The following is a 15,895-nucleotide window of genomic DNA, read 5'->3' as shown; positions in this document are numbered from 1 at the left end:
GGAGCGATCAGACCCCGCATCCGGACGAGCCCGACCCGAGCCCTCTGCCACACCCTCCGCCTGACGAAGGCGAAGGCTCCCCGAACCGGTGTCCGCCTGACGACGGCTGAGGCCGTCCGACCCGGCGTCCGCATCATGACCGCCAGGCCCGTCCGACCCGCCCTCCGGCACGACCGGGGCGTACGGCAGGACGAGTCGGTCACCGCGGCGGACGCACAGGCCGTTGGCCGACAGGCGCAACCGGGACAGGACCGCCGGGTCCCGCTCCCACCGTGCCGTCAGCCGGGCCAGCCACTCCGCGTCCGGACGGGCGGACTTGCGGTGGGCCGCGCCGAGCCGTACCCGCGCCGTGCCGCCGAAGCGGACCGGCGCCACCCCGGCCAGCAGCCCGAACGGTGTGGGCCGCCCGGCCATCCGCGCGCGATAGCGCAGCACCGACCGCCAGGTCCGACGCAGCGCCGCCAAGGACACCTCCCCGCCCTCGCGGACGACCGCCAGCCGCCGGCCGAGCGAGGGGCTGGACAGGGCCAGCGCCTCGTTCACCAGCGGATCGTCGGTCACCTCGATCAGCGCGGCCCGCAACGCCTTCTCCTCGTCCACCGCCCCCGGCCCCCCGATCGCCGCGACCGGCGCCCGCAACACCTCCACGGGGAGCAACGGCGACCTCAGCAACGCCATACCGAGATGCGCGAACACCGGGCCGGGCGGGGATTCCCCCCGGCCCGGCCCGGAGCGCCCTGCCGACGTCATACCTGCGGAAACGTCAACGGGTGCAGGGTCTGCGCGGTGGCCTGCCGGACGGCACCAGACCACGGATGCATGGTCTGCTGGGTGGCCTGCCGGACGGCACCGGACAACGGGTGCAGGGTGCCGTGCTGCGTGGCGTGCTGGACCACCCCGGACCACGGATGCAAGGTCGTGCTGGTCAACTGCCCGACGCCTCCCGACCACGGATGCATGGTGTGACTCGTCATCCCCGCACCGTTGGCCGACCGGGCGCCGACCCGCCGCACATCCAGCTCGAACGGATCGCTGTCCACAAGGACCACTCCTCTCTTCTCTCGGTCTCTCTTCCTCTGCTCTTCCTCTGCTCCTCGACTGCTCTTCGGCTGCTCTCCTCCGTCCGACCCACCGTGCCCCCGCCCGCTCTCATCCCGGTCACAGCCCTCTCTCACCCGATCCCACCACCCGCAATGACCCTGTGTAGCATGATGAACACAATGGGTGCGCACTACGAGTTCACGGTGCTGGGGCCACTGGAGATCCGACGGAACGGCAACCCCGTACCGCTCGGAGCGGCCAAACTGCGAGCCCTGCTGACCGCGCTGCTGGTCGACACCGGACGGACCGTCTCGGTCGACGCCCTGGCCCGCGGCGTCTGGGGCGAGCGGCTGCCCACCCGCGTCCCGAACGCCCTGCAGAACTACGTCCTACGGCTGCGCCGCGTCCTCGGCCCGGACCTGCTGCTCACGCGCCCACCCGGATACCTGCTCGACGTGGAGCCCCGGCACGTGGACCTGCACCGCTTCACCGACCTGTGCCGGCGGGGGCGTACGGCGCTGGGGGCGGCCCGTCCGGAGGAGGCGGCCGAGGTGCTGCGCGAGGCCCTCGGCCTGTGGCGGGGCGAACCGTTGCCTGACCTGGCGGCGGAGGCGTCGCGGGAGATGCTGCCCGCGCTGGCGGAGGCCCGGCTCGACGCGGTGGAACTGCGGATCGACGCCGACCTCGCGCTGGGCCACCACGGACAGGTGCTGCCCGAGCTGCGCGCGCTGGTCGAGGCGCATCCGCTGCGCGAACGGTTCCATGAGCAGCGCATGCTGGCGCTGCACCGCTGCGGCCGCCAGGCGGAGGCCCTGGAGTGCTATCGGGAGGCGGCGGCGACCCTCGCCCAGGAGTTGGGCGTCGACCCGGGCACGGGCCTGCGGGAGGCACACCGCCGGGTACTGTCCGGCGACGACCGGCCCGCCGCGGCGACCGCCGCAGAGCCCACCGTCGCCACACCGGGACGGAACGGGACGACGGCGCGAAACGGGACGACGGCGCGGAACGAGACGACGACCCGATTGCCCGCCGAGACCACCTCCTTCATCGGCCGCGACCGCGAACTCACCCGCATCACCGACCTGTTGCAGTGCTCCCGCCTGGTCACGCTGACGGGCCCGGGCGGCGTCGGCAAGACCCGGCTGGCACTACGCGCGGCGGCCCGCGCGGCCCAGGCGGGCGGGCCCGCAGCCCAGACGACTCCGGCGGCTCCGGCCGCTCCGGCCGCTCCGGCGACCGACGGCTTCCCGGACGGCGTCCACCTCGCGGACCTGGCGTCCCTGACGGACCCGGACCTCCTGCCCCGTACGGTCGCCGAATCGCTCGGCCTGCGGGACCACTCCAACCGCCCCACCGCCGACGCGGTCGCCGACCACGTACGCGACCGGCGGCTGCTGCTGGTCCTGGACAACTGCGAGCACATGGTCGAACCGGTCGCCGACCTGGTGCTGCGGCTGCTGCGGTGGGCGCCGGGCCTGAAGGTGCTGACCACCAGCCGGGAACTGCTCGCGGTACCGGGCGAGCATGTGGTGACGGTGCCGGGCCTCAGCCTGCCGGAGACCGACGACGACCTGTCCTGCGAGGCACTACGACTGCTGCTGGACCGGACCGGCGCGTCGGCACCGGCGTTCCGGATCACGGACGACAACCGTACGGCCGTCGCCGAGCTCTGCCGACGCCTCGACGGCATCCCGCTGGCCGTGGAACTCGCCGCCGTACGGCTGAACACCCTGACCGCAGGGGAGGTCCTGGACCGCCTCGCCGACCGCTTCCGGCTGCTGGGACCGGCCCGGAGCGGCGGCCCGCACCACCGGCGACGCACGCTGCGGGAGGTCGTCGACTGGAGCCACGCCCTGTGCGCCGAGCCCGAACGGCTGCTGTGGGCACGGCTGTCCGCCTTCACCGGGGGCTTCGACCTGGAAGCCGCGGAGACGGTCTGCTCCGGCGGAATCCTCGCCCGCGAGGACATCCGTGACCTGCTCGCGGCCCTGGTCGCCAAGTCGGTCCTGACCGCCGACAACTCCGGCCCGCGCACCCGGTACCGCCTGCTGGAGACGATCCGCCAGTACGGCCGCGACCGGCTGGAGGAGGGCGACGACGCCGCCCTCGTACGCCGGCGCCATGTCCACCACTACCGGGACCTGGCCGCACGGGCCGCCGCCGAGTGGTGCGGCCCGGCGGAGGTCGACTGGCTGTCCCGGCTGCGGCTGGACCTGCCCAACATCCGTGCCGCCCTGGACAGTTGCGCCGGCCACCCGGACCTGGCGGGTGCGGGACTGTCCCTGGCGGTGGACCTGGGCCGTACCCGGTGCTGGTTCTTCAGCAGCACGCTCGGCGAGGGCCGGCACTGGCTGGAACGCCTGCTCACCCGGCACGGCGCCGCCCTCCCTCCGCAGCAGGCGGTGGCCGCCCACGCGATGACGACATGGATCGCCCTGTGCCAGGGCGACCGCCCCTCGGCCCGGCGGTTCCTGGACAACTGCCGCCGCACCGCGACCGACGCCCCGCCCCACCCCGTCACCGCCTTCATCGAGAGCGCCTACGCCCTGCTCGTCGAGGGCGACCCGAAGGCGGTCGACGCGCTCGCGGCGGCCCGCGCGGCCTTCCGAAGCGCCGGGCAGCCGGGTGACACCCATATGGCCACGATGCTCTGGGCCATGGCCGCCGCCTTCATGGGCCCCCGCGACACGGCCCTGGCCGCACGCGACGTCTACACCGCCGAGGCGGAGGCATCCGGCGCCGAGTGGGCCCGCACCTGGGCCACTTGGTGCGCGGGCCTCACCGAACTGCGCCACGGAGACCCCACCCGGGCCCTGCCCCGACTACGCGACGCCCTGGCCCGACAGCAGACCATCGGCGACGACTGGGGCCCCATGTGGGGAGTGGAAAGCCTGGCCTGGGCCACCGCGGCAGTCGGCCGCCCCCACCAGGCGGCCACCCTCCTGGGCACCGCCGAAGCCCTACGCCGAGCCACCGGCGTCACCCTGACCGGCCTCCACCCCTTCCAAGCCGTACACCACTCCACAACCCAACACATCCACCAAAAACTGGGCGAAACCTCCTACACCACAGCCCACACCGAGGGCCTCACCACCCCGGACCCGATCACCACGGCCCTGAAAATCTCCGAGCCCCACCCCTGAAGCGCCGCGAGGCCGACGACGATGTCAATGAAACACAGCAGCGTCCACATTGACGAGGACTCCTCGAACGGGTGGCCGATCCGCAGGACCGACGCAAGCGAGCCCTGGTGCTGACCGGTGAAGGGCAGCGGGCCCACACCGTCGCGAAGGAGATCATCGACGGCTTCACGGCCCGGTCGCTCGGCGACATGCCCGCCGAGGAAACCAGAACCGTCATCGAACCCCTCGACGAGATGCGCGCCAAGACCCAACCCCCCTGAACCGAAACCCGACCAGCCGACGCGGACACCGTCGCACCCCGGCCCGACCACCCAACTCGCTCTCCCGCGACGGAATGTCACGACGGAAGGAGCGCCGACCCATGCCGAGAACCCCGGGGACCCCAAGAACATAGTCGCCGGAACCGGACAAACCGGCGGCGAACTCGCCACCACGTTGCACCATCTGGGCTGGCGCGGCGGTATCACCCTCATCGACGACGAACCGAGCCCGCCCTACCAGCGTCCGCCCCTGTCCAAGAGCTTCCAGGCCGCCGACGGCGAGACGGTCACGCAGGCCGCGATGAACAACCTCGTCCCCGGCATCGTCGCCGAGTGCGGCGGCTACGCCAGTTGCGCGACCTGCCACGTCTACGTCGACGAGGCGTGGACCGACCGACTGCCCGCGCCCGAGGAGGCGGAAGAGGTCATGGTCGAGGCCGCTTTCGACGTCCGCCCCACGAGCCTCCTGTCCTCCCACGTCCAGGTGACACCGGAGACCGACGGGCTGATCGTGCACCTGCCCGCCTCCCAGACCGGTGCCTGACCGGCCCCGCCCCGGCGCACCCCCACCGAAAGAGGCCACGAGATGACCCCGGCCTCCACCACAACCTCCACGACCGCATGCCCCCGCACATGCCGGTCGACCGTGTCGTCGACTGCGACGACCTGCGCCCCGAAGGCATCGACGAGGACCCGCCCCTGGCCTGGAAACACGCAGGACACCCCGCCCCGCCTCGGCCCGATCCTCCAAGCCGAACGCGAAGGCATACTGAGCAAGACAACGGGCTAACGGCGGTCCTGTCGATGGTCGGACATCCCGGAAGCTCAAGCGGCTGGGCGTGACCGACCCCCGATGGACGGCAACACTCAGCTCCACCGAGGACGTGAGCGGCGAAATGAGCGCCAACGAGCCCCGTCTGCCACCGCTCGGCTGGCAGGCTCAGATCCTGCCGGAGTTGTCCCGGATCGCCGCCGCCGATGAGCGCATACGCTCTCTTCGCACGTATGGCTCCGCCAGCGGCCCTGTGCTGGACACCGACGCATGGTCCGACCTCGATCTGCTTCTGGTGGCCGAGGACCCGGCTGCCGTGGCAGAGGACTTCTGTCAGCAGGTTGAGAACTCCCTCGCCCCCGCGTTCGCTTCCCATCGCAGCGACACGGCCGACAAGCACGTCATCCGCCTCGTACTGTTCGATCTACGTCGTCTCGACATCGCCGTGGTGCCTCCCTCCAGCGGATACGAACCTGTACCGAGGCCCGCCCCAGCCGAGGGGGCCGAGGACACCATGACCGAGCTGGTCAACGCATTCCGGTTCGACGCCGTGCTCGCTGCCGTCAGGGCCGCTCGCGGTGACATGCTGATTGGCGCCCACCTGACGCTCCAACTCGCCCGCCACATCCTTGTCATCGCCATGCTGATCCGTGATCGCGAAGCCGGGACCAACCACCACCGCTTCGGGAGCACCCGATGGGACGCGTGGGCGGCACGACTCACGTCGGCGCCCTCTCCGTACACACGTGAAGGGATCACTGCGGCCATCCGCGAATACGTCGACGCCTTGGACGAGCTTCTGCTGCTCACTCACTGGGCTCATGATCGCGGCTCCACCAACCAGCCCCTGCTGAACCTCTTGGCCGCGATCGATACTCACAACGCGGATGCACTCGGACAGTGACACCCTCCCGTCCTCCATGACGGCCCCGACGGGCTCTCTGATCGCCTATGCGGCTTGGCCTTTGGCGGACACCGCGGCAAGACCTGGTGTCCGGACGACCTGCTCGTCGGAGGATTCGATACCCAGAATGCGCATTGCGGCGGGGAGGGCAAGAATCTCCACGCAGGTCAGGGCCTGCGGTCCACGGGCTGCACCAGGTGCAGCCATGACGAACTCCGATCTGATGAAGCGGTCTACAGTGGGGCACCTATACCACGGACGTTGCGGCAACCTTTGTTTCCACCGCAAGTTGCAGCTACGACAACCGATGCCTGCGCCGCGCTCGGCCTGGCCGTGCCAAAGACGACGATCACCAATCCGGAGACCAGGCGGCGCCAGTCGGTCGACCTCGCCGAGTTCCTCGTACTGGCCGAGGTGCTCGCGGTTCCGCCCATCAGCCTGCTGTTCCCACTCGGCATCGCTCCCACAGTGACGGTGTCACCGGGCCGGCAGATGTCCGTCCGAGACGGCGTAGCGTGGTTCACCGGCGAGGCTCCGACGAACAAGCCTGCCCCGGAGGGCACGCCTCGCGAGTTCCTGGACACCTTCCGGGCGCACGGTGACGCCGTCGCCACGGCCCTGACCTCCACCAGGCCCGCCAAGGAACGCAGGCAGAGGGCGAGCATCACGCTCGATCCTGCTCGCCGCCAGACTCTCCACGGCACGTGGGCGGTCCGCCACGAGCTGAAGGGAGCGAGCCAGCTCGCGCCTGCGTCACGCGATCCGCTATGCCTCGATCCGCTATTCCTCTATGCCTTCCGAGCCGAACTCCGGGCCGTGGCACACCTCTTCGCCCGACCGCACCGTGTCACCCGTCGAATTGATGATGCTGTCAAGGAACATCGACTCGCTCCGGCCCCGCCTCTTCGGCGTCCACTGAGCCTTCGGATCGGAGCCGTGGGAGGGCGAGACTCGGCCTGCCGAGAGAGATTGGCACAGGATGCCGCCCCACGCAGCACCGGCTACAGGCCCGGTCGGGACCGCAGGACCCGCGCAAGGTCGACGTCACCGCGCATAACGACCGCGACCCTACGATCGATGTCCCCCTGCTCGTCTTGCTCGCCACAGGGACAGATACTCCGGCCGTCTGTTTCCACTCGCCCGGCCACTAGTTCAACGAGCCCAACCAAGTCCACGCGAACCGGGCGCACCGAGTGCACGGAGGCCAAGCCTTGGGGCACTGGTCTGCGCAACCAGCGTCTTGCCCTTAATCAGCGAAGCGACCCACCATCATGCGGCCGGGATGACGACGACCAATGGCCCATTCCCAAGCCTTTGGAGACGCCTCCACCCGCACCATCCCAGCGATCCCTCCCGGCCCGATTCACCAGACCCGACGTACTGGGTCACCCCACGCCACCTTGCCGGTGACGACGGCGCGAGCCGGCCGAACGATCGGCGACAACCCTCACCAGCCTCGGCCAGCGCACGTGGCTGACCTTCCGCCACACCCTGCTGTACATGCGCCCGGACGAACTGCGCGGCGTCGAGGGGATCCTCGCCAGACTCTGCGGACTGCCCGTCGCCTGCAGGATGAGCGCCCGCACGCACGCGACCTCCGCGATGGCGGAGATGGAACGCCCGCTCCACCACCGGAGTGCCATACGTGGTCATTTGCCGCTCCCGCACCACCGCCAGGCACCGTACGTTCCTGTGACAAAGTGGCTCGGCGCGAACCGCGGACGGCGTCGGCCCCGTGGCACCATGCGCCTCATGAAGGCAGCGTACATAGAGGAGTTCGGGCCGGCAGACGTCATTCGGTTCGGTGAGCTCCCCCCGCCCGTAAAGGACCCGACGGACGTGCTGGTCAACGTCATTGCCACAACGGTCAATCCGGTGGACACATTCATCCGCTCCGGTGCATGGCGGACCCCGGTGACCTTCCCGTTCGTCATCGGCCGTGACGTGGTCGGCACGGTCGCCGCCACCGGCACGAACGTGACCGGCTTCGCCGTGGGGGACACGGTGTGGTGCAACAGCTTGGGCCACGGCGGACGGCAGGGGGCGGCGGCAGAGCGGGTGGTGGTGCCGGCTGACCGGCTTTACCACCTGCCGGACCATGTCTCCCCGACGGACGCGGCGGCCGTGCTTCACCCGGCGGCCACGGCGTATCTCGCGCTGTTCACCCACGGCGCGCTGCGCACCGGGGAGACCGTCCTGGTCGTCGGGGCCGCCGGGAACGTGGGTAGTGCGGCGGTCGTGCTCGCTGCCGAAGCCGGCGCGCGGGTGATGGCCACCGCCCGCTCCGACGACGAGAAGTACTGCCGCAGCCTCGGGGCGGAGGGGTTCGCCGACTACCGCGAGCCCGGACTGGCCGACCATTGCCGGGAATTCGCCCCTGACGGTTTCGACCTGGTCGTCGACGCGGCCGGCTCGAACGACATGGACACCGCGGTCGGCCTCCTCGCCTTCCGCGGCCGTGTCGTGGTACTCGCCGGCCTCCGGTCACGCCCCGTTCTCCCCGTGGGCCCGCTCTACCTCAAGGACGCATCCGTCACCGGTTTCGTCATCTCTCGCGCCACGACCTCCGAACTCGCGGAGGCCGCACACGCCCTGAACCGGCTTCTGACGCGGGGGCGTCTGCGGTCCCGTACGGTCGAGGAAGCACCGCTGAGTGCCGCGGCCGAGGTCCACGCCCGTCTCGAGCGGGGTCAACTGCACGGAAAGCGCGTCCTCCTGCGCCCGGACTTCGACTCCTGAACCGATCGTCACGGCACGACGGGTGCTCAGCCCCTGCCCTGCCGCGCCCGAACCACCCAGCCTCGCGCCCACCGCAGCGGCGCTTCGACGCACTCGCGCACCGGCCGGCGCGTCGACTCGGCCCCGACGGCACCGACTTGACGGACCCGTAAGGCGTCCGTTGACCGGGTTACACGCCACTGGCGACGCTTCGGGCCATGACGGACAGCGAACTCAGGACCACCCCACCGGAGAACACCCCCCGCACCACCCATCTCTTCCAGGTCAGCGCCGAAGCGCACGTCACCGCATCGCCGGACGAGGTGTACGTCACGGTCAGCGACCTGCCACGCAGCGGCGAGTGGAGTACCGAGTGCGGTGGCGGGCAGTGGATCTCCGGCACTCCCGCAACCGTGGGCGCGGTCTTCCGCGGCGAGAACCACCGATCCGAGGATGTGGTCGCCTGGGCGCCCGTCGTACGCGGTGAGTGGACCACCGAGTGCGAGGTCGTCGAAGCCGAGCCGGGCCGCATCTTCCGCTGGGCGATCCGTGACCGCGCCGGACGGCGGCAGGAGAGCGTCTGGTCGTTCGAGATGCGCGCCGCAGACCACGGTTGTGTCCTGGTGCACCACTTCTGGATGGGCAGGCCCACCGAAGGCATCCGCGGCATCACCGCCCACATGGACGCGGCGGAGAAGCAGAGGTTCTTCAGCGACTGGTCGGCCAAGCTCACGGCGGACATGACGGCGACCGTTCAGCGGATCAAGCAGGTCATCGAGAAGAACTGACCTGCCCCCCGGCCCGGTCCCCCTCGTAGGGCCGTGCCTCCGCGCGTACCCGTACGCGCTCCGAAACGAACTGCAACCCGAACCCTGACTCTCCGCAGCAACCGGCGGGAAGGCGGACAGATGCTCTTGCAGCGCATAGGAAACCGTGGAATCCGGCTGGGGACGCTATTCGATCGCGCCGCGTCCCGGCATCCGGCGAATGTGCTGATCCTGGACCACGACCTGGACCTGGAGCCGGACCTCGGCCGCAGGGCCACCGTGGCGGAGCTGGCGGAGCTGGTGGCCGAACAGGCCTCGCGGCTCTGGGCGGCGAAGGTCCGGCCCGGCGAACGCGTCGTGGTCCACAAGTCCAACAGCTTCGACATCACCCTGCTTGCCTGTGCGATCAGCCGCATCGGCGCGGTGCCCGTGCTGCTCTCGCCCCAGCTCGACGGCTGCACCGTGGCCGAACTGATACGCCGCGCGGACCGGCCCCACCTCATCACCGACCAGGCCACACTGGACGAATCGCTGCCCGAGACGGTCTTCGACCTGGCCGAGGACGTCCTGCTCACCTCCGGCCACCATGACCGTGCCGTGGAACTGGAGGACTTCGCCGGCGTCCGGCGGATCGCTCCGGTGGCCATGCCCGCCGACCAACCGGCCCTGATCACCCACACGTCCGGCACCACCGGCATCCCCAAGCTGGCGGTGCACACGGGGCTGACCCTTCAGGCCCGTTACCGCCCGCAGCGGCTGGCGATCGAACCGTTCGTCCGGGGGCGGGAAACCGTCGCGATGCACGTCTCGTTCGTTCACTCGCGGCTGTTCACCGCCCTGGCCATCTCGCTGATGAAGGGCTTCCCGATCGTCGTGCTGTCCGACTCGGACCCGGTGCGGGTGGCCGACCTCTTCGCCCGGGTCCGCCCGGGAATCCTCGAGGCGCATCCCAACACCTTCATGCGCTGGGAGAGCCTGGCGGACGACCCGCGCGGGCCGCTGGCGGGCGTCAAGCTGTTCAGCAGCACGTTCGACGCCATCCACCCGCGCACCGTGCACCGGCTGCTGCACGCCTCGCGCCGCAGGGCACCGCTGTTCGGCCAGCTCTACGGGCAGAGCGAGGTGGGTCCCACGGTGGTGCGCGCCTTCACCCGGCGGCGCGCTCCGGAGGCTGACGGGCGCTGCGTGGGCAGGCCCTTCCCCGGCATGACCGACGTCCGGGTGGTCAGCCGCGACGGGCGGCCCCCCTCGGAATCCAACCCGGGCTACATCGAGGTGCGCAGCGACGGACGGATCAAGACCTATCTGGGCGAGCCGGAGCGCTACGCCCAGCAGCTCAGCGACGGCTGGTGGCGGATGGGGGACGTCGGCTACCGGAGCAAGTGGGGGTGTCTGCACCTGCTCGACCGCGAAGTCGACCTGATCCCCGGGTTCGGCAGCACGCTCGCCGTGGAGGACGCCCTGTTCGCGCGGCTGGACGAACTCGCCGAAGTGATCATCATCCCCGGCACAGACGGCGCCGCCGTTCCCGTGGTGTGCACTAAGGACGACAAGCCTCTCGACCGGGGCGCGTGGCACAGAGCGGTGGCCGGGCTGCCGCCGATGGCGGAGCCGGTGCAATGGCGCCTGACGGAGCTGCCGCAGACCGCCACCACGAAAATCAAGCGACTCGAACTCGCGAAGCGGCTGACCGCGGCCGGTCCGGGCGAGTAGGGGGCGGCATGGCGACATTGGTCATTGTCGGGGGCGGCATCGGCGGCCTGGCGGCGGCCCTCGCCCTCGCCCGGCGCGGGCATCGTGCCGTGGTGCTGGAGCGAGCCGAGGAGTTCGCGGAGATCGGCGCGGGCATCCAGCTGGCGCCGAACGGGATCCACGCCCTCGACCGTCTCGGTCTCGGCGGCGCCGTATGCGTCCGCGGGGTGCACATCGACGAACTGAGGTTCATGGACGGCGTGACCGGTGGGCACGTGGCGAGCATGCCGCTCACCGGTGCCTACCAGCGCCGGTTCGGCAATCCGTACGTCGTGGTCCACCGCGGCGAGCTGCACCGGCTGCTCCTGGAAGCCTGCCGCCACCGGTCGGAGGCGATCGACCTGCGCGCCGGCAGCCGGGCCACCGGCTACCGCCAGGACGGCTCCGGCGCGACCGTGCTCCTGGCCGGCGGAGAGCGGGTCACCGGGGACGCGGTGATCGGCGCCGACGGCATCCACTCGGCGATCCGGCGGCAACTCGTCGGCGACGGCGCACCGCGCGTCGCGGGCATCACCGTGTACCGCACGGTCATCCCGATGGAGCGCGTCCCCGAGGAGCTGCGGTGGAACGCCGTGACCTGGTGGGCCGGACCGGGCCGTCACTTCGTGCACTACGCCATCGCCGGCGGCCGGTACCTCAATCTCGCCCCGAGCGTCGAGAACGGAGTCACCGAGCCGTTCGCCGCGGTCCCCGTGGACCGGGAGCGGGTGCGCGGCACGTTCGCCGCCCTGGCCCCGGCGGCAAAGCGGCTCCTGGCCCTGGGCGAGGGCTGGAAGTCCTGGGCGCTGGTCGACCGGGACCCGGTGGACCGCTGGACCGACGGGCGGGTGACGCTGCTCGGCGACGCGGCACACCCGATGCTGCACTACGCCGCCCAAGGGGCTTGCCAGGCCCTGGAGGACGCGATCGTCCTCGGCGACCTGCTCGACGGCGAGGCGAAGACGATCCCTGACCGGTTGGAGAAGTACAACGCCGAACGGCGCGACCGCACCGCCCGGATCACCCACGCCGCCCGGGCGAGCACCCGGCTGTGGCATCCGGCCGGAGCCGAAGCGAAAGCGAGGAACGAGATGTTGTCGGCCCTGTCCGGCACGGACCTGCACGACCACGTGGCCTGGATGCACGGAGAGCGCGATTTCGGCGCCGCCGGAGTCCTGCGATGAGCGGCGGGCACCTGAAGGTGTGCCTCGTGGGCGCCGGCCCGCGTGGGCTGTGCCTCCTGGAACGACTGTGCGCCAACGAGCGGACGGCACCGTCCCACGCGTCCGTCACCGTGCACGTCGTCGACCCGGCCGCGCCGGGCGCGGGTGCCGTCTGGCGCACCGACCAGTCCCGCCATCTGCTCACCAACACCGTGGCGTCCCAGATCACCGTGTTCACCGACGCGGACACGCGGATCGACGGACCGATCGAGACCGGCCCCAGTCTGTACGAGTGGGCGGCCCGGCTGGCCCGCACCGGGGACCCGGCCGGTGCCGACGGGGCCGTACTCGCCGAGGCCCGGGCCCTGGGACCGGACTCCTATCCCACCCGCGCCCTGTACGGCCACTATCTGCGGGACTGTTTCCGCCAGGTGGTCGCGCGGGCTCCGGCGCACGTCACCATCACGGTGCACCGCTCACGCGCCGTCGCGATGGCGGACACCCACGGCGTCCCCGGCGGGCCCCAGGGTGTCCGGTTGGGGGACGGGACCAGGATCCACGACCTGGACGCCGTGGTCCTGGCGCAGGGACATCTCCACGCACAACTGACGTCCCGCCAGGAACGGACGGCCAGCCTGGCCCGCATCCACCACCTCACCTACATCCCGCCGTCCAATCCCGCCGATGTGGACACCGGCCGCGTCGAGCCGGGCGAGCCGGTGCTGCTGCGCGGCCTGGGCCTCAACTTCTTCGACTACATGGCGCTGTTCACCGCCGGGCGGGGCGGCGTCTTCGACCGTGTCGGGGGCCGGCTGGTCTACCGGCCCTCCGGCCGCGAGCCGCGGCTCTACGCCAGCTCCCGCCGCGGCGTGCCGTACCACGCGCGCGGGGAGAACGAGAAGGGCGCCTTCGGCAGGCACACCCCGCGCCTGCTCACCCCCGAGGTGATCGCCGCCCTGCGCGCACGGGCCCACCACGGCGAGCGGGTGCGCTTCCAGGCCGACGTGTGGCCGCTGATCGCCGCGGAGGTGGAAGGCGTCTACTACGGCACACTGCTGACCTCGCGCGGTGCCGAGTCCGACGAGTCCGAGGAGTTCGTACGCCGCTATCTGTCCGCGTCACCGCGGCAGCGGGCGGCCCTCATGGACGGCCACGGCATCGCCCCCGCCGACCGCTGGGACTGGGAACGCCTCTCCCGGCCCTGCCACGGGCGAACCTTCACCGACAGGAAGGACTTCCGCGGCTGGCTGCTCGCGTACCTGGCCCGGGACGTGCGCGAGGCACGGGCGGGAAACGTCAGGGGCCCGCTCAAGGCGGCGCTGGACGTCCTGCGGGACCTGCGCAACGAGATCCGCTCGGTCGTCGACCACGGTGGCCTCGAAGGCGGATCGCACCTCCACGAGCTGGAGGGCTGGTACACCCCACTCAACGCGTTCCTCTCCATCGGACCCCCGGTCTCCCGTACCGAGGAGATGGTCGCGCTGGTCGAGGCGGGCATCCTGGAGCTCACCGGCCCCGGCACACAGATCCGCGTCGACACCGGCGGCCGGCCCGCGTTCGTCGCCCGGTCGGCCGTCGTGCCCGGCCCGCCCGTGCGGTCCCGGCATCTGATCGAGGCGCGCCTGCCCCTGCCCGACATACGGCGCACCGCCGACCCGCTGCTGCGCCACCTGCTCGTCACCGAGCAGTGCCGCCCCTATCGAGTCCAAGGAGAGTGCGGCGTCAGTCACGAGACGGGCGGTCTGGCCGTCACCGAGCGGCCGTGCCGGGTCGTCGACGGGCGGGGCCGACCCCACTCGCGCCGGTTCGCCTACGGCGTTCCGACCGAGTCGGTGCACTGGGTCACCGCCGCGGGGGTCCGTCCGGGCGTGGACTCGGTGACGCTGGGCGACGCCGACGCGATCGCCCGTGCCGTCCTCGCCCTTCGCCCTGTCCGGCCGGCGTCCCCGCCGTCGTCCGAGGCCGGGAGCAGCCGGTTCACGGGCGTGATCGTGTGAGCGGCCCCCTGATCGACGCGGGACTGCTCTCACCGGTGCGCGCGGGAGCCCCCGTGGAGGCGGCCGTGTGCGACACGGCGTGGCTGCAGGCCATGCTGGACGCGGAGGCCGCACTGGCCCGGGCACAGGCCCGGCTCGGAGTGGTCCCGCCCGCCGCCGCCAAGGCGATCACCCGGGCGGCCCACGCCGAGCGGCTCGACGTGCGGGCGCTCGCCCTCGCGGCACGGGAGACCGCCAACCCCGTTGTGGGACTGGTGGCGGCGCTCAAGGAGACGGTGCGGGCCCTGGACCCGGAGGCCGCCGAGTACGTGCACCGGGGCTCCACCAGCCAGGATGTCTTCGACACGGGGGCCATGCTGGTCGCGCGCCGCGCGCTGGGATCGATCCGAGCGGATCTGCACACCACCGCCGACGCGCTGGCCCGTCTGGCGGCCGAGTACCGGGACACCCCGATGGCGGGCCGCACGCTGGCGCTGCACGCGACACCCACGACCTTCGGCCTGAAGGCGGCGGGCTGGCGCCAGCTCGCGCTGGACGCCGCCCGGCGACTCGGCACGGTCGACGCGGCTCTGCCCGTGTCGCTCGGCGGAGCGGCGGGCACCCTGGCCGGCTATCTCGCCTCCGCCGCCCTCTCCCAGGCCGCGGCCGCCGCGTATCCCGACCGGCTGGTTGCGGCTTTCGCCGAGGAGACCGGGCTGGCCCGGCCGGTACTGCCCTGGCACGCGCTGCGCTCCCCGGTGGCCGATCTCGCCTCTGCCCTGGCCTTCACCGCCGGGGCGCTGGGCAAGCTGGCCGTCGATGTGCAGTCGCTGGTCCGCACCGAGGTCGGCGAGGTCGCCGAACCCACCGGGCCCGGCCGCGGCAGGTCCTCGGCCATGCCTCACAAGCGCAACCCGGTGCTGGCTACGCTGCTGCGCAGTGCGGCCATCCAGGTCCCGCCGACCGCCTCGATCCTGACGCAGTGTCTGGTGTCCGAGGACGAACGGTCAGCGGGTGCCTGGCACGCGGAGTGGCAGCCGCTGCGGGAATGCCTGCGCCTGACCGGGGGCGCCGCCCACACCGCCGTACAGCTCGCGCGGGGGCTGCGGGTACGGCCCGAGCGGATGCGGGAGAACCTGGCGCTGACCGGGTCCCGGGTCAGCGCCGAGCGGATCGTCGCCGTGCTCGCCCCCCGCTGGGGCGGCGAGGCCGCCAGGAAACTTCTCGACGACGCGTCACGGGAGGCCGAGGAGACGGGGCGCTCACTGGCCGAGGTGCTGTCGGACGTACCCGGCCTCGGTCTGAACGCGGCCGAGTTGGCGAACCTGTGCGATCCGGCCGGCTACACCGGTGCCGCCGGCCTGCTCGTCGACCGCGCGCTGCGCGCCCACCCCTGAACCGCGACCCCACGGCCGTACAC

12 protein-coding genes are annotated in these 15,895 nt (G+C 71.7%); 10 read left to right on the top strand and 2 right to left on the bottom strand.

Annotated elements, in window-relative coordinates:
* Both ACWD4G_RS34800 and ACWD4G_RS34795 read right to left on the bottom strand, forming a co-directional pair.
* Positions 1-750: lantibiotic dehydratase (locus ACWD4G_RS34800; RefSeq protein ID WP_451300683.1), on the bottom strand; the 750-nt coding region annotated here is incomplete at its 3' end.
* Positions 747-1,040: a hypothetical protein gene (locus ACWD4G_RS34795; RefSeq protein ID WP_451300681.1), complete on the bottom strand. Its 294-nt coding sequence runs from the start codon at positions 1,038-1,040 to the stop codon at positions 747-749. The genes ACWD4G_RS34795 and ACWD4G_RS34800, both read right to left, overlap by 4 nt.
* A gap of 168 nt (positions 1,041-1,208) precedes the next feature.
* Here ACWD4G_RS34795 and ACWD4G_RS34790 point away from each other — a divergent pair, with 168 nt between their 5' ends.
* The 10 genes from ACWD4G_RS34790 (at position 1,209) to ACWD4G_RS34745 (ending at position 15,872) form a co-directional block, all read left to right on the top strand.
* A complete protein-coding gene (locus ACWD4G_RS34790; protein ID WP_451300679.1) occupies positions 1,209-4,184 on the top strand; it encodes a BTAD domain-containing putative transcriptional regulator in 2,976 nt (991 codons plus the stop codon).
* Between the two features lie 71 nt (positions 4,185-4,255).
* The gene (locus ACWD4G_RS34785; protein WP_451300677.1) at positions 4,256-4,444 is read left to right on the top strand and encodes a hypothetical protein; all 189 of its coding nucleotides are present in this window, start codon (positions 4,256-4,258) and stop codon (positions 4,442-4,444) included.
* 175 nt (positions 4,445-4,619) lie between these two features.
* Positions 4,620-4,988, top strand: coding sequence for a 2Fe-2S iron-sulfur cluster-binding protein (locus ACWD4G_RS34780; RefSeq protein ID WP_451300675.1), 369 nt, complete (start codon positions 4,620-4,622; stop codon positions 4,986-4,988).
* Positions 4,989-5,340: 352 nt separating this feature from the next.
* Positions 5,341-6,120, top strand: coding sequence for a hypothetical protein (locus ACWD4G_RS34775; RefSeq protein ID WP_451300673.1), 780 nt, complete (start codon positions 5,341-5,343; stop codon positions 6,118-6,120).
* A 1,752-nt stretch (positions 6,121-7,872) separates the two neighbouring features.
* Entirely contained in the window at positions 7,873-8,859 is a 987-nt protein-coding gene (locus ACWD4G_RS34770) for an NADPH:quinone reductase (RefSeq protein ID WP_451300671.1), read from the top strand.
* Positions 8,860-9,056: 197 nt separating this feature from the next.
* On the top strand, positions 9,057-9,626 hold the full coding sequence (locus ACWD4G_RS34765; protein WP_451300669.1) for an SRPBCC family protein: 570 nt from the start codon (positions 9,057-9,059) through the stop codon (positions 9,624-9,626).
* Between the two features lie 120 nt (positions 9,627-9,746).
* Positions 9,747-11,318 (top strand): AMP-binding protein, encoded by a 1,572-nt coding sequence (locus ACWD4G_RS34760; RefSeq protein ID WP_451300667.1) that lies wholly within the window; start codon positions 9,747-9,749, stop codon positions 11,316-11,318.
* Between the two features lie 8 nt (positions 11,319-11,326).
* The gene (locus ACWD4G_RS34755; RefSeq protein WP_451300665.1) at positions 11,327-12,520 is read left to right on the top strand and encodes an FAD-dependent monooxygenase; all 1,194 of its coding nucleotides are present in this window, start codon (positions 11,327-11,329) and stop codon (positions 12,518-12,520) included.
* Entirely contained in the window at positions 12,517-14,496 is a 1,980-nt protein-coding gene (locus ACWD4G_RS34750) for an FAD/NAD(P)-binding protein (protein ID WP_451300663.1), read from the top strand. The genes ACWD4G_RS34755 and ACWD4G_RS34750 overlap by 4 nt, the downstream gene beginning before the upstream one ends.
* Positions 14,493-15,872 (top strand): lyase family protein, encoded by a 1,380-nt coding sequence (locus ACWD4G_RS34745; protein WP_451300661.1) that lies wholly within the window; start codon positions 14,493-14,495, stop codon positions 15,870-15,872. The genes ACWD4G_RS34750 and ACWD4G_RS34745 overlap by 4 nt, the downstream gene beginning before the upstream one ends.
* Positions 15,873-15,895 lie beyond the last annotated feature (23 nt).

It is taken from the genome of Streptomyces sp. NPDC002643, from assembly GCF_053592555.1.
The sequence above is the reverse complement of the archived record's forward strand: the minus strand, read 5'-3'. Positions and strand labels throughout refer to the sequence as shown.